General features: G+C 74.5%; 14 protein-coding genes and 1 pseudogene. 5 read left to right on the top strand and 10 right to left on the bottom strand.

Features of this window, described 5'->3' with window-relative positions:
• Positions 1-99: 99 nt before the first annotated feature.
• The 3 genes from ACIO92_RS08880 to ACIO92_RS08870 form a co-directional block, all read right to left on the bottom strand.
• On the bottom strand, positions 100-297 hold the full coding sequence (locus tag ACIO92_RS08880) for a hypothetical protein (protein ID WP_402279215.1): 198 nt from the start codon (positions 295-297) through the stop codon (positions 100-102).
• Between the two features lie 627 nt (positions 298-924).
• Positions 925-2,400, bottom strand: a complete 1,476-nt coding sequence (locus ACIO92_RS08875) for an APC family permease (protein ID WP_366443050.1) — start codon at positions 2,398-2,400, stop codon at positions 925-927.
• Positions 2,397-3,665, bottom strand: a complete 1,269-nt coding sequence (locus tag ACIO92_RS08870) for an amidohydrolase (RefSeq protein ID WP_402279218.1) — start codon at positions 3,663-3,665, stop codon at positions 2,397-2,399. Before ACIO92_RS08870 ends, ACIO92_RS08875 begins: the two co-directional genes overlap by 4 nt.
• Positions 3,666-4,261: 596 nt before the next feature.
• On the opposite strand from ACIO92_RS08870, the gene ACIO92_RS08865 reads away from it, so the two are divergent.
• Positions 4,262-5,014: a GntR family transcriptional regulator gene (locus tag ACIO92_RS08865; RefSeq protein ID WP_402279221.1), complete on the top strand. Its 753-nt coding sequence runs from the start codon at positions 4,262-4,264 to the stop codon at positions 5,012-5,014.
• A gap of 164 nt (positions 5,015-5,178) precedes the next feature.
• Here the strand turns inward: ACIO92_RS08865 and ACIO92_RS08860 are convergent, their stop codons facing one another.
• Together ACIO92_RS08860 and ACIO92_RS08855 are read right to left on the bottom strand one after the other, a co-directional pair.
• Positions 5,179-6,324, bottom strand: a complete 1,146-nt coding sequence (locus ACIO92_RS08860; RefSeq protein WP_366443047.1) for a hypothetical protein — start codon at positions 6,322-6,324, stop codon at positions 5,179-5,181.
• A complete protein-coding gene (locus ACIO92_RS08855) occupies positions 6,321-7,253 on the bottom strand; it encodes a 5-dehydro-4-deoxyglucarate dehydratase (RefSeq protein WP_402279224.1) in 933 nt (310 codons plus the stop codon). Before ACIO92_RS08855 ends, ACIO92_RS08860 begins: the two co-directional genes overlap by 4 nt.
• Before the next feature lie 216 nt (positions 7,254-7,469).
• Here ACIO92_RS08855 and ACIO92_RS08850 point away from each other — a divergent pair, with 216 nt between their 5' ends.
• Positions 7,470-8,279 (top strand): NAD(P)-dependent oxidoreductase, encoded by an 810-nt coding sequence (locus ACIO92_RS08850; RefSeq protein ID WP_366443045.1) that lies wholly within the window; start codon positions 7,470-7,472, stop codon positions 8,277-8,279.
• A 540-nt stretch (positions 8,280-8,819) separates the two neighbouring features.
• Here the strand turns inward: ACIO92_RS08850 and ACIO92_RS08845 are convergent.
• A complete protein-coding gene (locus ACIO92_RS08845; RefSeq protein WP_366443044.1) occupies positions 8,820-9,785 on the bottom strand; it encodes an AraC family transcriptional regulator in 966 nt (321 codons plus the stop codon).
• Positions 9,786-9,911: 126 nt separating this feature from the next.
• Here ACIO92_RS08845 and ACIO92_RS08840 point away from each other — a divergent pair, with 126 nt between their 5' ends.
• Positions 9,912-10,151: a hypothetical protein gene (locus ACIO92_RS08840; protein ID WP_366443043.1), complete on the top strand. Its 240-nt coding sequence runs from the start codon at positions 9,912-9,914 to the stop codon at positions 10,149-10,151.
• A 36-nt stretch (positions 10,152-10,187) separates the two neighbouring features.
• Entirely contained in the window at positions 10,188-11,423 is a 1,236-nt protein-coding gene (locus ACIO92_RS08835) for a TerD family protein (protein WP_402279229.1), read from the top strand.
• A 163-nt stretch (positions 11,424-11,586) separates the two neighbouring features.
• Here ACIO92_RS08835 and ACIO92_RS08830 read toward each other — a convergent pair whose 3' ends face one another.
• The 4 genes and pseudogenes from ACIO92_RS08830 to ACIO92_RS08815 form a co-directional block, all read right to left on the bottom strand.
• The gene (locus ACIO92_RS08830; protein WP_366443041.1) at positions 11,587-12,606 is read right to left on the bottom strand and encodes a 1-aminocyclopropane-1-carboxylate deaminase; all 1,020 of its coding nucleotides are present in this window, start codon (positions 12,604-12,606) and stop codon (positions 11,587-11,589) included.
• A gap of 215 nt (positions 12,607-12,821) precedes the next feature.
• Positions 12,822-13,460, bottom strand: a pseudogene (locus ACIO92_RS08825) (GntR family transcriptional regulator); the annotation flags it as partial.
• Positions 13,461-13,514: 54 nt separating this feature from the next.
• Complete coding sequence (locus tag ACIO92_RS08820) at positions 13,515-14,975, bottom strand: alkaline phosphatase PhoX (RefSeq protein WP_366443040.1); 1,461 nt, start codon at positions 14,973-14,975, stop codon at positions 13,515-13,517.
• 182 nt (positions 14,976-15,157) lie between these two features.
• A complete protein-coding gene (locus ACIO92_RS08815; RefSeq protein WP_366443039.1) occupies positions 15,158-16,612 on the bottom strand; it encodes a hypothetical protein in 1,455 nt (484 codons plus the stop codon).
• A 228-nt stretch (positions 16,613-16,840) separates the two neighbouring features.
• Here ACIO92_RS08815 and ACIO92_RS08810 point away from each other — a divergent pair, with 228 nt between their 5' ends.
• Complete coding sequence (locus ACIO92_RS08810) at positions 16,841-18,700, top strand: endonuclease/exonuclease/phosphatase family protein (RefSeq protein WP_366443038.1); 1,860 nt, start codon at positions 16,841-16,843, stop codon at positions 18,698-18,700.
• Positions 18,701-18,744: the final 44 nt, after the last annotated feature.

The raw sequence follows: 18,744 nt of genomic DNA, 5'->3' as shown, positions 1-18,744 counted from the left end.
GGACGGGAAGGGGCGGGGCCCGGAGCGTCTCCGGGCCCCGCCCCTTCCCGTAGGGGACCGGCGGAGGTCCTCCGTCCCGCCCGTGTCCGGGAGGCGGCCTCACCCGTGCGGGGCGGGAGGGCGTCCGTCCGGGGCTTCGGCGAGCCAGGTGTGCCAGGGGTGCCGGGAGACCGCCGGCGCGGGGTTCCCGAGCAGCCGCAGGACGCAGCCCGCGTCGAGGCGGACCCACGGCTCGTCCGAGGCGGCGAGGGCCGTGAGCCTGCGGCGCGGTTCCTCGCCGTCGACCGCCCGTGCCACGTGCGCGTACCTGCGGTCCTCACAGCGGTGGGCCGTCGCACGACGAGCTCCACCAGGTCGGTGAGCTTCCCCCTGACCGTCTCGCCCTGACCGTCTCGTCGTGTCCGGCGACGGCGAGTCTCCGCAGGAGGGACTTCTTCGCCCCCACGCCTTGGTGTGTTCCGTCCACTCCCGCGGGAAACGGGCCTCCCACTCCAGGAAGAGAAGGGCGTACGGCAGTCCCGGCCAGGACCGGATGTCCCGGGCGGGCATGGCTTCCCAGAGCCCCCCGGGCAGCGTGTGGCTCACCGCTTCCCCGTACGCCTCGTACGCCCGTACGTGGGCGGGGTCCCGGCGCTGCTCCTCGTACCCCAGCGAGCCGGTCTCCCGCCAGCGCTCGTTCCACCGCACGAGGGCCTCGTCGGCGTTCCGCCGGGCCCGGCCTGGCGTTCGACCGCGAGGGCCCGCTCGGCGGGGTCCTCCGCGATCAGCCCGAAGGCCCAGCCCAGTCGTGCGTCCCAGGCGCGTGCCCCGCCGTCCGGCCCCACCGCCGCCGCCCCGTTCTTCCGTGTCTTCCGTCGTCCTCTTCCCTCGTCGCCGGACATCCCCTCCCCTGCGGCGGAGGCGGGGCATCCGCGTTTTGCGGGGTCAGTCCCGTTCCACGTCCACCGTGGTCAGGGACGCGTACCGGGCCGGGTCGGTGCGGCGGACGTGGAGGGCGACCGCGAGACCGGCGGCGAGGACCAGCGGGAGGGGGACGAGGAGGGCCGTGTTCACCGCGCCGGTGCGGCCGGTGAGGAGGTCGAAGTGGACGACCGCGAGGACGGTGAGGACCGCGAGGCCCGCACAGGACACCAGGGGCGCCCAGACCACCCGGAACGCGGAGAGGCCGCGCCGGTCACGCCGGAAGTAGGACCAGACGGCGAGCGCGGCGAGCGCCTGCATCCCCATGATGCCGAGGACGCCGACGCTGTTGGTCCAGAGGAAGACCTCGCCGTACGGGTCGGCGGCGAGGAGCGCCCCGGCGCCGATGACGGCGGTGTTGAAGACGGTCTGGGCGACGACGGCCCCGCCGGGCGAGCCGTGCCTGCCGGAGACCTTGCCCAGCCGCCGGGGCAGCAGGCCCTCACGTCCGAGGGCGTAGAGGTAGCGGGCGGCGGCGTTGTGGAAGGCGAGCGTCGCGGCGAATGCGCTGACGACGATGAGCCCGTGCATGGCGTCCGCCAGCCAGGGGCCCGCGTACAGTTCGGCGGCGCGGAAGGTCAGGTCGGGGCCGTCGGCGGCGCGGGCCATCTCGACGGCCCGGTCCGTGCCGAAGGCGCCCATGATCAGCCAGCAGCCGAGGGAGTAGAAGACGGCGAGGAAGCCGATCGCGATGAAGGTCGCGCGGGGCACGGTCCGGTGTGGTTCGCGTACCTCCTCGGCGAAGATCGCGGTGGCTTCGAAGCCGGTGAAGGCCCCGATGACCAGCACGAACATACCCGCGACCCCGCCCGCCGCGAGCGTCGAGGGGGCGAAGGAGGCGGGGTCCAGGGCGGCGGTGCCGCGCTCGCCGAGGATGCCGCCGTCCATGACGACGAGCGAGAGGACCTCCAGGACCAGGGCGATCCCGAGGACCTTGGCGCTGAGGGTGACCTTGAGCCAGCCGAGGACGCCGACGCCGAGGACACAGATCCCGGAGAGCAGCCACCAGGGCACGTCGGTGCCCGTGGAGTCCCGGATCGACCCGGCGGCGAAGTAGCCGAAGGCGGCGGCGACCCCGGGGGTGACGAGGTTGTACGAGACCACGGCGACGTAGGCGGTGCCGACGCCGAGGGTACGGCCCAGGCCCCGGGCGACGTACGCGTAGAAGGCTCCGGCGTTGCGGACGTGCAGGCTCATGGCGGTGAACCCGGCGGCGAAGAGCGCGAGCAGGGCGCCGGAGACCAGATAGGCGAGCGGGGCGCCGGGGCCGCCGATGCCGATGGCGAAGGGCGCGACCCCGGCGAGGACGGTGAGCGGCGCGGCGGCGGCCACCACGAAGAACACCAGGTCGAAGGTGCCGATCCGGCCGGAGGCGAGCTGTCCGGCGGCGGGGGCCGGGGCGTCGGACGGGGTGGTCCGGGGCGGGGTGTCGGTGGTCATCTCACGGCTCCGGCGGACGGGTGCGGGGCGGACGGGGGTACGGGGTGGGGGTAGGGGTCGTCGGCGAAGGGGCCGACGACCCGTCCGGCGTGCAGGACGAGCAGTCGGCGCGGATGGGCGGCCACGGCCTCCGCGACCGAGCCCGCCGCGACCGCGACGAGGTCGGCGCGGCTGCCGGGGGCGAGGCCGTACCCGGTGAGGCCGAGGGCGGCGGCGGCCGCGTCGGTGACGAGGGAGGCGGCGGCGGCCAGTTCGGCGTCGGTCATGAGTCCGGCGCGGAGGCCGATGACCGTGGCGCGTTCGAGCATGTCGGCGGTGCCGTACGGCCACCAGGTGTCGCGGATGTTGTCGGAGCCCGCGAAGACCAGGACGCCGTGCTCGCGCAGGCGGGTGACGGGCGGCATCGGGCCGCTGGGCCCGTTGGTCATGATCGCGACCCCGGCGGCGGCGAGGGCGGCGCAGGTGCGGTCGAGTTCGGCGTCGTCGACCTCGCCGAGGGCGTAGGCGTGGCTGACGGCGACCGTGCCGCCGATGCCGAGGGCGGCGGTACGGGCGGCGATGTCCCGCAGTTGGGCGGTACCGGCCTCGCCGCCGTCGTGGAGGTGCAGGTCGATGCCCTTGCCGTGCCGTGCGGCGAGACCGAAGACGATGTCGAGCTGACCGTCGGCGTCGCCGTCGAAGCCGAGGGGGTCGAGCCCGCCGACGAGGTCGGCGCCGTCGGCGAGGGCCGCGTCGAGGAGGCCGGCGACGCCGGGGGCGGTGACGACACCGCTCTGCGGGAAGGCGACGAGCTGGATTCCGAGCCGGTCGCGGAAGTCCTCGCGGACACCGAGGAGGGCGTGCAGACGGCCGAGTCCGGTGTCCGGGTCGACGTCCACGTGGGAGCGGACGTGGCCAGTGCCGAGGGAGACCATCCGACGGGCGAGGGCGGCGGCCCTGGCAGCGACGGGCACGTCCTCGGTGTGCCGGGAGGCCCGTTCGGCCTCGATCTGCTCGCGCAGGGTGGCGGTGGCGCGGTGCGGGCGCCAGGGCGCGCCGAGGAGGGTCTTGTCGAGGTGCGCGTGACCGTCGACGAGGGCGGGCAGCAGGAGCGCGCCGCCGAGGTGGAGCGCCCCGGGCGGCAGGGGACGGCCGGGGACATGGTCCTCGACGGCGTGGACGAGCCCGTCACGCAGCCGCACGTCGGCGGCACGGCCGTCGGGAAGGGTGACACCGACGAGGAGGGCGGGACGCTCGGGGAAGGCGGGGCGACCGGTGGGGCCCACGGGGCTATTGGGGCTGGTGTGGTCTACAGGGCTGATGGGGTCGATGGGGCCTACAGGACCAGCGGGACCGGTGGGACCTGTGGGACCGGTGGGACCGGTGGGGCGGTCGGCGGCGGGAAGACCCGCGAGGCGGTCGACCGGCGCGACGGACCGGTCGACCGCAGTGGCGGACCCATCGGGGCGGCCACCGGCGGTCGGGCGTCCGGCGGGGCCGGTCGGCCGCCCGGCGGCGGGAGGGGTGGGGACGGGGCTGGTCGGCGGTGGGGCCGGGGCCTCGCTCATGGCTGCTCCTTCGCGGATTCCGTTCGGCTCGAAGGGGCCTGACGAGGTCTCCCCTGGTGAGCGCGGTGCGGCGCCAAGCTAGCTGGTATACCGAATACCAGGCAATGGTTTACGTCGGCTGAATTTCCGGGGCCCTTCCCCGCCTCCGGCCCCCGCGCCCCGGCGCGGCCCCGTCTGCGAAGATCGGAGCAGCACCGCCCCGGGCGCCGCCCGCCGTCCCTCCCGGACGCCCCCGTCCGGGCACCCGCCCCGGCACCGGCCGGGCACCGCCCCCACGACCACCACCCCCCGCCCGTCCCGTCTGGAGCCGCCCGATGACCGTCCACCGCCCCGCCGACCGCGCCGCCGCCATCGGGGACACCCACACGTCCCTGCGGGAGCGGGTCTACGTGGAGCTGCGCGAGCGGATCATCGAGGCGGAGTACCCGGCGGGGATGCGGCTCGTGGAGCGGGAGATCGCCGACGAGCTGCGGGTCTCCCGGGTGCCGGTGCGCGAGGCGATGCAGCGCCTGGAGTCGGAGGGGTTCCTTTCGGTGCAGCCGCGCCGGGGCTCGGTGGTGGCGGACTTCGGCCCCGAGGAGGCCGCGTACCTCTTCGACGTGCGGGAGAACCTGGAGGGGCTGGCCGCCCGCCTCGCGGCGCGGCACGCCGACCCGGCGCGGCTGCGGGACCTGGAGCGGCTCCTGGCGCGGGCCAGGAGGGCGGCGGAGTCCGGGCGGCTCCGTGAGGCCGTCTCGCTCAACGCCGACTTCCACCGGCGGATCGTCGAACTCTCCGGGAACCCGCTCCTGGTGGATCTGATGGCCCCGCTCGACTCACGGCTGCGGCGGCTCTTCCGGCTGACCTCGGCGCACTCGGACGGCGAACCGATGTGCGGGGCGCACGAGCGCCTGTACGAGGCGGTCCGGGACGGCGACGAGGACGCGGCGGAGGCACTGGCCCGCGCCCATGTCGCGGACACCCGCGCCTCGACCGCCCGTCTGCTGTCCGCCCAGGACGGGGAGACGGGCGGGGAGACGCACGGGGACGAGCACGGAGAGACCGGCGGCGGGACGGACGCGAACTGAGCCCGTCCGAACGGGAACGACACCCGCGACCGGCCGGGCGCCCGGCACGGGACGGCCCCGGAGACGGGCACGAGAAGGACGCGGGCCCGGCCCGCACGAGCCGTCAGGGGCGCTTTCCGCCGGGGCCGTACGCTCCGGCCCCGGCGGAAGCCCCCGACGGTCCCTCAGAGCGCGTCGCGCGCCAGTGCTCCCAGTGCCGTGCGGACCGCCGACAGGTCCCCGTCCGAGGCCAGGCCCGCGTGGTAGAGCCGCAGTTCGGTCGCGCCCTCGTCGCGGGCCCGGCGGGCGTCGTCGGCGAGGCGCGCGGGCGCCCCGCCCATACCGGTGACGACGGGCAGGTTCACCGCGAGGACGGTGTCCCGGCGTGCGTGGGCCGCGAAGTGCGCGACCCGGGGCGGCCGGGCGACGACCCCGTCCGCGAGGCCCAGGACGTGCGCCGGGTCCGTACCGGTGTCGGCGCCGCAGCGGTACGGGTCCGGGTCGGCGTGCAGCAGGATCCGGAATCCGGGCGGGGCGGCGGCCCGTACGGCGGCGACGGCGGCCTCCTGGAAGGCGCGCGCGGTCCCGGCGCGCCAGGCCAGGGCCGGGCCCTCCAGGGCGCCGAGTCCGCCCGCCGGGCCCGCCCCGGCCCAGACGGGCACGAGGGCGGCGCGCACGGCGGCGGCCAGTGCGTCCGGGTCGGCGCCCCCGGCCCCGTACCCCTCGCGGCAGGAGGAGCAGAAGCAGAGCGACATCAGGTACTGCTCCCGGTCGCCCAGCGGGACGCCGCCCGTCTTGTCGTGGGCGTGGAGGTGGGCGAGGCCGTACCAGCCGCAGGACTCCAGTTCGGTGCCGGAGGCGCCGGGCCGTACGGCGGCTTCGGCGGCCAGGTCCACCAGGAGGGCGCGGACCTCGGGGCGGCCGACGCAGGGGGCCCACGGGTAGCGGTCGCCGTAGGCGTTGACGACGGAGGTCTCGGGATGCTCGGCGCCCAGCCGGGAGTTGTGCGCCAGGACGACCCAGCTGTGCACGTCGAGGCCGGTGGCGGCGAGGGCGTCGGCGGCCCGCCCGTAGGCATCGCCGGGGGCCCACTCCCCCGCCGGGTACGGGTGGAGCGCGCGGCCCGCCCAGCGGTCCGGATCGGGCGGGTAGAGCACGGCGGCGTGGGCGGCGGTGACGATCCGGTGGGCGGGGTGGCGGGGGGTCAGGGCGCGGGTGGAGTGGTAGGCGGCGGCGAGGGTGACCTGCGCGAGGCCGAGCCCGGCGAGGAGACCGGGCGCGGCGGGGTCGCCGTCGACGTCCCAGGGGTAGACGAACGCTCCGGCCCTCACGCGCCGGTCTCCCGGACGAGACGGCGGGCGCGGGCGACGAGCCGGAGGAGTTCCTCGACGTGCTCGGGTGCGGGTTCGCTCAGCGGCGGCCGTACCTCGCCGACGTCCTGGCCGCCTTCCCGTACCGCCGCCTTGACGAGCGAGACGGCGTATCCGCGTCCCTTGTCGCGGAGTTCGACGAGGGGCCGGTAGAAGACGTCGACGAGCCGGTCCGCCGTGGTGTCGTCGCCGGTGGCGAGGGCCCGGTGGAAGGCCAGGGCGAGGTCGGGGGCGAAGCAGAAGGCGGCGGAGGAGTAGAGGGTGACGCCGATGCCCCGGTAGGCGGTGGCGGTGAGCTCGGCGGTCGGCAGGCCGTTGAAGTAGAGCAGGCCGAGGCCCTCGGAGCGGACGGCGCTGACGATCCGCTGCATCAGGCCGAGGTCGCCGACACCGTCCTTGAGGCCGATGACACCGTCGGTGCGGGCGAGGGCGACGGCGGTCTCGGGGGTGAGGACCGCGTTGTCGCGCTGGTAGACGATGACGTCGAGCGGGGTGGCCGCGGCGAGTTCGGTGTAGTGGCGGAGGAGTCCCGCCTGGTCGGCGACGACGAGGTACGGCGGCAGGGCGAGGAGTCCGTCGGCGCCCGCCTCCTCGGCGAGCCGGGCGTAGCGGACGGCGAGGGCGGTGCCGTAGCCGGTGCCCGCGACGACGGGCACCCGGCCCCCGGCCGCCTCGACGGCGGCGGCGACGCAGTCCCGGAACTCCTCGGGGGCGAGGGCGTGGAACTCGCCGGTGCCGCAGCAGGCGAAGACGGCTCCGGCCCCGGCGTCCACGCCCGCGCGCACATGGGCGCGGAAGGCGTCGAGGTCGACGGAGCCGTCGGGCGCGAAGGCGGTGACGGGGAAGAACAGCAGGCCGTCGAGCCGGTCGGCGAGCGGGGCAGGGGTCACGGGGGCTCCCGGGGAAGTCCTGTGCGCACAGTCGTTCTGTGCACAGTCCTGACTGTCGTCCATATGCTTGAACAGCATCCCCGCGCACGCTAGTTCAGCCCGTCCTGGCCGGTCAAGGAGAGAACCGGACGACGGGGCCCGCCCCTTGACGCCCTCCTGGAGCCTCCCTAGCGTGTCCACGGTTGTGAATGGCACCCAGCTGAGGGAATGAGCCCCATGTCCGCACCCCGCACCGTTCTGCTCACCGGCGCCGCCGGGGGCGTCGGCACGATGATGCGGGAGCTGCTGCCCCCGTACGGCCACGAGCTGCGCCTCCTGGACGTCCGGCCGGTGCCGGGCGCGCCGGACGCGGTCGTCGCCGACCTCGCGGACCGCGCCGCGCTGCGCGAGGCGGTCCGGGGCGTGGACGCGATCGTGCACCTGGCGGGCATCTCCCTGGAGTCGACCTTCGAGAAGGTCCTCGCGGCCAACGTCACCGGCACCCACCATCTGTACGAGGCGGCCCGCGAGGAGGGCGTCCGGCGGGTGGTCCTCGCCTCCAGCAACCACGCCGTCGGGTTCACCCGGCGCCCGCGCGGGGGCGAGCCGCTCGTCCCGGTCGGCACCCCGCACCGGCCCGACACCTTCTACGGGCTGTCCAAGTGCTTCGCCGAGGACCTGGCCCAGCTCCACTGGGACCTGTACGGCACCGAGACCGTCTCCGTCCGGATCGGCTCCTGCTACCCCGAGCCCACCTCGGTGCGGATGCTGTCGACCTGGCTCAGTCCCGCCGACTGCGCCCGGCTGCTGCACGCGGCCCTGACCGCCGAGGACGTCGGCCACACCGTGGTGTACGGCTCGTCCGCCAACACGCGCGCGTGGTGGGACCTCTCCAGCGCGCGGGCGCTGGGATACGCGCCGCGGGACGACTCGGAGCCGTACGCGGAGCGGCTCGTCGCCGCGCGGGGGCTCCCCCCGGAGGGCAGCGCCGAGGACCTCTACGTGGGCGGCGGCTTCTGCGTGGACCCGCCCCGGTGGCCGCGCTGAACGGGCGGACGGCGGACCCGCGCGGGACCCGGCCGAACTGATACGGGGGAGCCGGCCGGGTCCCGGGCCACGGGAGCGCGAGCGCTCCTGACCCACCCACCGTAGGCCCGGCCGAAGATCATCGCGAGCCGCGGAACGCGGCACCTGTCCGGAATGCGCGGCGAGGTGCGGCGGGGGCACGGGCGGGGCGCCGCAGGCGTGCGGCCTGCCACGGAGGAACGCGGCGGGGTGGCACGGGGACACGAGGTACGTGGTGAGGCGGCGCGGGCGCACGGCGGTCCGCCGCGGAGGTACGCGATGAGGCGGCGCGGGGACACGCACCGGGCTGCCGCACGCGCGCGTGGCGGGGGGACTTCAGAGCCCTCTGTGCGGTCTTGGTGGACGGCTGCCGCACGGGCGCGCGTGGCAGGGCTGCCGCACGGGGTCCCATGGCCGTCTCGCGCGCGGGCAGCGGAGCGGCCCGCCACGGGTCCGGACCCGCCGCCCGTTCCACCCGGGCCGCTCTCCCCGGCGGCCCCGCGCCCCAAGCGGCCCGTGCCGTCAGCGCCCCGCGCGCAAGGTGTGGGACGGGGACTCGCCGTACTTCTCCCGGTAGCGCGCCGCGAACCGCCCCTGGTGGCCGAAGCCCCAGCGCCAGGCGACCTCGCTCACGCTCACCCCGTCCGGCGCGGCGGCCCGCAGCTCCTCGCGGACCCGGTCGAGCCGGACCTCCCGCACGTACGCCATCGGGGACATCCCCACGTACTCCCGGAACGACTCCTGGAGGCGGCGGACGCTCACCCGGGCCAGGACGGCGAGTTCGGTGGTGGTGAACGGGTGCTCGGGCCGCTCCCGCACCGCGTCCATCACCCGCTTGACCGGGGCCGGGCGGCGCGGCTCCCCCGGGTGCGCCAGCGCCTCCCGCCAGGGGTGTTCGGCGGCGAGCAGCAGCCCGTTGAGCAGGGCCTCCTGGAGCGGGCCCGCCACCAGCTCGTGCCGGGCCAGGCCCTCCCCCGCCAGCGCCTCGGCGGCGACCCGGCGGGCGAAGCGGACCCAGCTCAGACCGGGCCCCCGGGTGATGTCCAGGGCGGGCGCGAAGGCGAGCGGACCGCGCGGCGGACGGCCGACGAGCTGTTCGAGCCGGTCGCGCAGGGCGTCGGCGCCGACCTTCACGGAGAGCGTCCGGCAGTCCCCGCTCCACCGGTCGAGGAAGGTGTCCCCCGCCGGGTCGAGCAGCAGGGCCCGCCCGGCCGTGGCGACCACCGGCGCCCCGCCCTGGCGCATCTCCATCGTGCCGCCGAGCGGTGCGTTCAGGTGGTACGCGCCCAGCTCGCCGAAGCTCATCCGGACGTCCGTCCCGCAGCTCAGGTCACCGATGACCAGCGGGCCGAGCTCGACGATGTCGAAGCGCGCCGCGAAGGCGCGCCGCTCCCGGCCGACGACGTCCATCCGGCTCGTGTAGTAGCGGGCGTCCAGCTCCTCGCGCGCCTCGTCCACGTCCCGCGTCCGGAAGCGGCTGCCGTCCACGGGGCCCGCCGGAACCCCACCGTCCCCTGTTCCCACTGGTCGCACCAGCCTCTCAGCCCCCACCGCACCCGCCGCCGAAAGAATATTCATAGGACGGATCTGACCGGGAACGGCAGGATGCCCGTCATGCCACGACCCCATGGGTTCGCCTACGAGGAACGCCGGGACGGCTCCGTCGTCCTCACCCACCTCGGCCGCGCCGCGGGCGTGCTGCGCGGCGCACGCGCCGGGAAGTTCCTCGCCGAGGCCGCGACCGGGGACGCCCAGCTGGTCATGGCCCGCTGGACCGGGGCGTACCGCTTCGGCAACGAACGCCAGGCCAGGGACCATCCCCGTAACCGGAGTGGCCGAACGGGACGGAAGTAAGGGAACGGCAAAGCCGCCCGGCTCGTTATCCCTGGCATGACCGCAATGACCCCCGGCTCGAACATCCCTCTCACCGCCGCGCGCGTGGCGGTGGACGTGGCCGCCCCCGTGCGGCTCGACGTCTCGGGCCTGCTGCTCGGCGCCAACGGCAAGGTCCGCTCGGACGACGACTTCATCTTCTACAACCAGCCGTCCGGCCCCGGTGTCACCTACCGCTCAGGCGGCGGGACCGCCCCCGACGCCATCCTGGTGGACACCGCCGCCCTGCCGGCCGGTGTCGAGCGGATCGTCGTCACCGCGAGCCCCGACGCCGCCGGACAGACCTTCCAGGGCGTCGAGCCCACGGCCACCGTGCGCAACGCGGACGACGGCAGCGTCCTCGCCACCTTCACCCCGCCCCGGCTCGCGGGCGAGACCGCGCTCGTGGTCGTCGAGATCTATCTGCGCAACGGCGCGTGGAAGGCCCGCGCCGTCGGCCAGGGCTACGCGAACGGACTCGCGGGCATCGCGACGGACTTCGGCGTCTCGGTGGACGACGCGCCCGCCGCGGCCCCGGCGGCCCCGGCGGCCCCCGCGCCCGCCGCCCAGGCCGCACCGCCGGTGGCGCCGCCCGTCGCCCCGGCCGATCCCCGGATCGCGGCCCCCGTGCCGCCCGCTCCCCCGGCCGCCGCCCCCGCCGCACCGGTCTCCACCGGCAAGATCAACCTCGACAAGGGCCGGGTCAGCCTCCAGAAGAACCAGACGGTCTCCCTGGTCAAGAACGGCCGCCCGCTGCTGTCCCAGGTCAAGATGGGCCTCGGCTGGGAGCCCGCGTACCGGGGCAAGGACATCGACCTGGACGCCTCCGTCATCGCGTACGGACCCCAGCGCAACCACCTGGACAGCTGCTACTTCGGCAAGCTGGCCATCCTGGGCGGCTCCGTCAAGCACTCCGGCGACAACCTCACCGGCGAGGGCGCGGGCGACGACGAGGTGATCGTCGTGGACCTGGGACGGCTCCCGGCCGAGGCCACCGGCCTGGTCTTCACCGTCAACTCGTTCTCCGGCCAGAAGTTCACCGAGGTCGCCAAGGCGTACTGCCGGCTGATGGACGCGGCGACCGGTGAGGAACTGGTCCGCTTCGACCTCACCACCGCCGAGCCGCAGACCGGCGTGATGATGGCCAAGCTGATCAAGCAGTTCAGCGGCGAGTGGGAGATGACCGCCATGGGCGAGTTCGTGAAGTCGCGGACCGTCCGGGGCATGGTGAAGCCGGCCGCGCAGGCACTCTGAGCGACCGGCCCGCCGGACGCGCCCCGGGTCCCGTCCGGCCCGGGGCGCCGTCCTGTCCGGAACCGTCCCGTCCGGGGCGCCGTCTCCTCCGGGCCGTCCGGGGGCCGACCGGCCCGGAGAACGGCCCCGGGAACGGTCCGGGAGGACGGCCCGGAGCGAACGGCTAGGAGAACAGGGCGCTGTAGGCGTTGAGGGCGGGCTGGCCGCCGAGGTGGGCGTAGAGCACGGTGGAGTCACCGCCGATCTCCCCCCGGTCCACCAGGTCGATCATGCCCGCCATCGACTTCCCCTCGTAGACGGGGTCGGTGACCATGCCCTCGGTGCGGGCGGCGAGCCGCATCGCGTCGAGGGTGGCCTCGTCCGGGATGCCGTACACCCCGCCGTGGTAGCGCTCGTCCAGCTCGACGTCCGCCTCCGTCACCGGACGCTCGACACCGATCAGGGCTGCGGTGTCCCGGGCGATCCGGGTGACCTGCCCGTGCGTCTCCACCGGCTTCGCGGAGGCGTCGATCCCGACGACCCTGCGGGCCCTGCCGCCCTCCTCGGCGAGCGCGGCGAAGCCCGCCACCATGCCCGCCTGGGTGGAACCCGTCACCGAACAGACGACGATCGTGTCGAAGAAGACGCCGAGTTCCCGCTCCTGCTCCGCCACCTCGTACGCCCAGTTGGCGAAGCCGAGGCCGCCGAGCCGGTGGTCGGAAGCGCCCGCCGGGATCGCGTAGGGCTTCCCGCCGCCCTCCTCGACCTCGCGCAGGGCCTGCTCCCAGCTCTCCTTGAAGCCGATCCCGAAACCGGCCCGCACCAGCCGGATGTCGGCCCCGGCCAGCCTGCTGATCAGGATGTTGCCGACCTTGTCGTAGACCGCGTCCGGCCAGTCGACCCAGCTCTCCTGGACGAGCACGCAGCGCAGCCCGGCGCGGGCGGCGACGGCGGCGACCTGACGGGTGTGGTTGGACTGGACCCCGCCGATGGAGACGAGGGTGTCGCAGCCCTGCGCGAGGGCGTCCGCGACCAGGTACTCCAGCTTGCGGGTCTTGTTCCCGCCGTACGCGACACCGGAGTTGCAGTCCTCGCGCTTGGCCCACAGGGTGGCGCCGCCGAGGTGGTGGCTGAGCCGTTCGAGGGGGTGGACGGGCGAGGGCCCGAAGAGGAGCGGATAGCGTTCGAAGTCGGTGATCGGCAAAGCTGCTCCCGGTGAGTGACGGCTGCTGGTCGACGTTCCTGGACGCGCTACGGCCCCGGCGGCGCGGCCCCGGACCCGCCCACGGCCCCGGACGGGCGGGACGCTCCGGAAGGTCCGGAGGGTCCGGGCGCAGGTGCCCCCGCCCCGGCCCCGGACCCGGACCCCGTCCCGGTCGGTGCCGGTATCCCCGTGACCTCGGCGACCTCGATGGCGTCGTCCGCGAGCTGTTCGAGAGCGGCCCATATCTCCGTGGTGACCCGTACCGCCTCCGCCGGGTCCCCCGCCTCGCACGCCTCGATGAGCCGGGCGTGCAGCTCGGCCGATCCACAGCTCCCGGCGTCGCCGAAGAGCCGCCGCTCGACGCGGCGGATCAGAGGCGTGTACCGCGCGATCGTCGCGGCGGCGGCGTGGTTGCCGCTGGCGATGACGAGCACCTGGTGCAGTTCGTCGTCGGCGCGCAGGGCCGCCTCCACGTCGGAGGCGCGGACGGCCGCGGCGAAGCGCTCGTTGGCCTCGCGCATGGTCCGGATGCCCTCGGGCCCGAGCAGCGGAACACCGGTCCTGGCGGCGAGTTCGTGCATCACCCGCACCACCGAGGCGGCGTCCCTGACGACCCGGCTGACCGGCCGGGTCACCCGGGTGTAGCTCTGCGGTTTGGACTCGACGAGTCCTTCGTCGCCGAGCCGGGCCAGGGCCTCGCGCACGGGTGCGCGCGAGAGCCCGAGCCGTGCGGCGAGATCGGCGTCCTTGAGGGGGGCGCCGGGGGCGAGGTCACCGCGCACGATGGCCTCGCGCAGCGCCTCGTAGGCGCGGTCACGCAACAGGGTCCGGCCGACGGGCCGTAAGGCGTCCATGGGCTGACATGTTAGATGTCAGCCCATGGAGCTGACCAGGGGTCGGTTCCGGCCTCAGCGTCGGGGCTGCCGACGCCAGGGTCCGGTGACGGCCACCATGATGCCCGGCTCCTGGATGTTCGCGAACAGCGTGTCACCGTCCGGCGAGAAGGTGACCCCGGTGAACTCGCTGTCGTTGAGGTCGTTCCGGGCGATCGGGTACGTACGGCCCGAGTCCGTCGCGCCGAAGAGGTGCTGGACCCCTTCGCCGTCCTCGGCGATGACGAGCCCGCCGTACGGGGAGACCGTGATGTTGTCGGGGCCGTCGAAGGCGCCGTCCTCGTCCGGGTTCGCGTTCACGCCGAGCAGCACCTTGAGGGTGAGGGTGCGGCGCTTGGGCTCGTAGAACCAGACCTGGCCGTCGTGCGCGGCGCCGGGGCTCTCGGCGCGCGCGTACGAGGAGACGACGTAGGCGCCGCCGTCGGCCCACCACATCCCCTCCAGCTTGCGGGCCCGGGTGACCTCACCCGCGGCGAACTGCTTGCGGACGGAGGTGGTGCGGCCGTCGCGGTCGGGGACGTCGACCCAGTCCACGCCGTAGACGGTGCCGATCCGGGTGGCCCGGGACAGGTCGTCCACGAACCGGCCCGCCGAGTCGACGCACTTGAACGCCTGGAGCACTCCGGCGTCGTCGGCGAGGGTCCGGAGCCTGCCCCGGCCGTGCTCGAAGCCCTTCGGAGGGGTCCAGCGGAAGAGCAGCCCGTTGGGGTTGGAGGCGTCCTCGGTGAGATAGGCGTGGCCCCGCTTCGGGTCCACGACCACGGCCTCGTGGTCGTAGCGGCCGAAGGCCTTGACCGGCTTGGGGGCGCGGTTGGCCCGCCGGTCGCGCGGGTCGACCTCGAAGATGTAGCCGTGGTCCTTGGTCATGCCGTTGACCCCGGCGCGGTCGGAGTTCTCCTCGCCCGTCAGCCAGGTGCCCCAGGAGGTACGGCCGCCCGCGCAGTTGGTGGAGGTGCCCGCGAGCCCGACCCACTCCGCGACGGTGCCGTCGCGGTGCACCTCGACGACCGTGCAGCCGCCGGAGGCCGCCGGGTCGTAGACGAGCCCCTCGGTGAGCGGCACGGGGTGCGCCCACTTGTCGCGGGTGCCCTTGAGCTCGTGGTTGTTGACCAGGTACGTGGTGCCGCGCGGGCCCGCGAAGGCGGCGGTGCCGTCGTGGTTGGAGGGGGTGAACTCGCCGGACTCCAGGCGGGTCACGCCGCTGTGGGTGACGACGCGGTACGAGAACCCGGCCGGGAGCGCCAGCATCCCCTCGGGGTCCGCGAGGAGGGGCCCGTAGCCGATCCGGTGTCCGTGCCCGTGGTCATGCCCGTGGCCGTGGCCGCGGTCCTTGTCGTGCCCCGGGCCGTACGCCTCGGGCTCGTCGGAGGCGAGGGCCTCGGGCGCGGTGGCGAGGGCGCCCACGACACCGGTGAGGGCGAGCCCGGCACCGGCGACGGCGGACTGCTTGGTGAACTCTCTGCGGTTGAGGGGCATGGTGTGGCGTTCTCCCTGTGGTGGCCGAATCTCGCTGGCCACCCTCCCGCGCCACCGCGAACGGCGCCTGAACACCACGGGAACACCGCCGGTCACGACCGGTGGCGGTGCCCCGTGGGCAGGCGGCCGGGCCCGGCAACCGGGCCCGCGCGTCCGCGGGGGCGGGCCCGTGCGCCGTCCGGTCAGTTCGAGCGCTGGGAGCGGGCCTTGAAGGCGGCCTTGCGGGCCTCCTTGGCCGAGGTCTTGTCCCGGTGCAGGCGTCCCATCGCCTCCAGGACCTCCGCCGTCGCCGGGTGCGGCACCCGCCAGGCCGCCTCGAAGAAGCCGCTGTGCCGTCCGGTCAGCCCCTCGACGAGCTCCTGGAGTTCCCGCAGGTCACCGTCCGCGTCGAGCTGGGCGGCGATGGTGTCGATCGCCAGCCAGAAGACCATCGACTCCGGCGGCGCGGGCACGTCGGCGGCGCCGCGCTCGGCGAGCCAGACCCGGGCCAGGCCACCGAGTTCGGCGTCGTCCAGGACCTCCCGTACGGCGGGCTCCGCCTCGGGGCCGACCAGGGACAGCGTCTGCTGGCAGTGCAGGCGGCGCAGCGGCGATCCGGCGTCCGCGCCACGGGCGGCGTGCAGCAGCTCGCGGGCGGCGGTGAGCGCGTCCCGGCCGACCAGCCAGGCGGCGGTCTCCTCGCGCGCGGCGGTCTCCGGGTAGACGGCGATGCCGTCGAGGAGCGCGTCGGCGCCCTTGTCGGCGAGGTCGCCGACGGCGGGCGCGTCGACCCCGGCGTCCAGCATCCGGGCCCGGACGCCGTACAGGCCGAGCGGGGTGAGGCGGACCATGCCGTAGCGGGTGACGTCCTCGTCGTCGACGGGCGGCGCGGGCTCCTCGCCCTCCTCGGCCATCAGCGCCTCGTCGACGGGCTGGTACTCGACGAGCCCGATGGGTTCGAGCAGCTGGAACTGCTCGTCCAGCCGCATCATCGCGTCGGAGACCTGCTCCAGGACGTCGTCGGTGGGCTCGCCCATGTCGTCGGGGACGACCATCGAGGCGGCGAGGGCGGGCAGCGGCACGGGGCCTTCGTCGGGCGCGGCCTCGCTGACGGTGAGGAGGTAGAGGTTGCCGAGGACGCCCTCCAGGAACTCGGCCTCGCTCTCGGGGTCCCAGTCGAGGGCCTCGATGTCGATCTCGCCGTCCTCTCCGACGAGCGCGTCGAGGTCGTCGATGACGGGGGCGACGGCGTCACCGAAGACCGCGTCGAAGCCGTCCAGCCAGAGCGCGAGGACGTCCTGGGGCGAGCCGCCGGTGACGACGGCGAGGTTCTCGCCGGGCGCGGCGCTGCCGGGAGTGTCTCCGTCCTCGCCCTCGGTGCCGTCCTCGACCTCCACGAGACCGGTGTCGACGGCGAGCCGCCAGGCGTCGCCCGCCGCCAGTTCGCCGTCCTCGTCGGGGGTGAGGCCGAGGAGGGCGGCGGCCTCGGGGAGCTGCTCGTCGACGAGTTCGCCGCCCGCGTCGACCCGGGTGTCGGGCCCGGCCCACCGGGCGAGCCGCACCGCGCGCGCGAGAAGGGGGGCGGCCAGGGCGTCCCGCGCCAGCTCCGCGTCCGCACGGAGCCGAACGGGGGGAAGGGTGGGGTGCTCCGCTGACATGTGGGGGCTCCTCGACGGGGACGTACGGGGGTGGAAGGACGAAGGGGGCTCAGGGGACGGGCCCGGAGCACCGCTCTCAGCGTAGACGCATCCGGGAGGGCGTCCGCCGGTTCATGTGTCCGTCAGCCTTCGTACACCCGTCGACCCTTGACAAGTCGGTGCCTCTGCAAAGAGATTGACGCGCGTAGATGATTCTGCCGTTCCTCCAAGCACCCCCGGAGCCCCCTGATGCCTTCCTCCATACCGAGAGCTGCCGGCCGTACCGTCGCGCGGTCCGCCGCGGTCTCCGCCGTCGTCGCCTCCGCCCTCGCCGCCGGTCTGCTCGGCGGTTCGTCGAGCGCCGCGGCGGACACCGCCGCCGGTGTCCGCGTCCACGACATCCAGGGCACGACCCGCGTCTCCCCGCTCGTCGGCCAGCAGGTCACCGGGGTGACGGGCATCGTCACCGGTGTCCGGACCTACGGTTCGCGCGGCTTCTGGATCCAGGACCCGGAGGCGGACGACGACCCGGCGACCAGCGAGGGCGTGTTCGTCTTCACCAGCTCCGTGCCGACGGTCGCGGTCGGCGACGCGGTCAGTGTGAACGGAACGGTCACCGAGTACGTCCCGGGCGGTCAGGCCTCGGGCAACCAGTCGCTCACCCAGCTGTCGCGGCCGGTCGTCACGGTGCTGTCGAAGGACAACCCGGTGCCCGCCCCGGTGACGATCTCCGCCTGGTCGGTGCCGGACCGGTACGCCCCCGAGGGCGACCCGGCGGCGGGCGGCTCGGTCAACGGCCTGACGCTGAACCCGAAGAAGTACGCCCTGGACTACTACGAGTCCCTGGAGGGCACCAACGTCCGGATCGGTTCCTCGCGCGTGGTCGGCGCCACCGACCCGTACGCGGAGCTGTGGGTGACGGTGAAGCCGTGGGAGAACCGCAATGTGCGGGGCGGCACGGTCTACGGCTCGTACGGCTCCCAGAACACCGGGCGGCTCCAGATCCAGTCGCTGACCCCGCTCGCCCAGCAGCCGTTCCCGGTGGCGAACGTCGGCGACCGGCTGACCGGCACCACGGAGGGCCCGCTGGACTTCAACCAGTTCGGCGGCTACACCCTGACGGCCCGCACCCTCGGCACGGTCGTCGACCGCGGTCTGAAGCGCGAGACCACGGCGAAGCAGCACCGGAACGAGCTGGCCGTCGCCACGTACAACGTGGAGAACCTGGACCCGGGCGACCCGCAGACGAAGTTCGACGCGCTCGCGAAGGCGGTCGTGGAGAACCTGTCCGCGCCCGACATCATCGCCCTGGAGGAGATCCAGGACGACAACGGCGCCAAGAACGACGGCACGGTCTCCGCCGAGCAGACGGTCAAGAAGTTCACGGACGCGATCGTCGCGGCGGGCGGTCCGGCGTACGCGTGGCGCTCGATCGCCCCGGAGAACAACAAGGACGGCGGCGAGCCCGGCGGCAACATCCGTCAGGTCTTCCTCTTCAACCCCGAGCGGGTCTCCTTCACGGACCGCGCGGGCGGCGACGCGACCACCCCCACCGGGGTCACCGGCACCAAGGGCCGGGCGGCGCTGACCCTCTCCCCCGGCCGGGTCGACCCGGCGAACACCGCCTGGGACTCCAGCCGCAAGCCGCTCGCGGGCGAGTTCGTCTTCCGCGGCCGGACGGTCTTCGTGATCGCCAACCACTTCGGCTCGAAGGGCGGCGACGAGTCCATCGTCTCGCACCACCAGCCGCCGAACCGCTCCTCCGAGGCGAAGCGCCTCCTCCAGGCGCAGGCCGTCAACACCTTCGTGAAGCAGATCGTCGCGGTCGAGAAGCAGGCGGACGTCCTCGTCCTCGGCGACATCAACGACTTCGAGTTCTCCGGCACCACGAAGGCGCTGACCGACGGCGGCGTGCTGTACCCGGCCGTGAAGTCGCTGCCGCGCGGTGAGCGCTACTCGTACGTGTACCAGGGCAACAGCCAGGTCCTCGACCAGATCCTGACCAGTCCGGGCGTGCGTCACTTCACCTACGACAGCGTCCACATCAACGCGGAGTTCGCCGACCAGAACAGCGACCACGACCCGCAGGTCCTGCGCTTCCGCCCGTAGGACCGCAAGACCCGTCAGCGCCGCTGATCACGGGCAACCCTTCA

The organism is Streptomyces sp. NPDC087215, from assembly GCF_044744885.1.
Taxonomy (GTDB): domain Bacteria; phylum Actinomycetota; class Actinomycetes; order Streptomycetales; family Streptomycetaceae; genus Streptomyces.
This window is presented reverse-complemented; position numbering and strand designations above follow the sequence as displayed.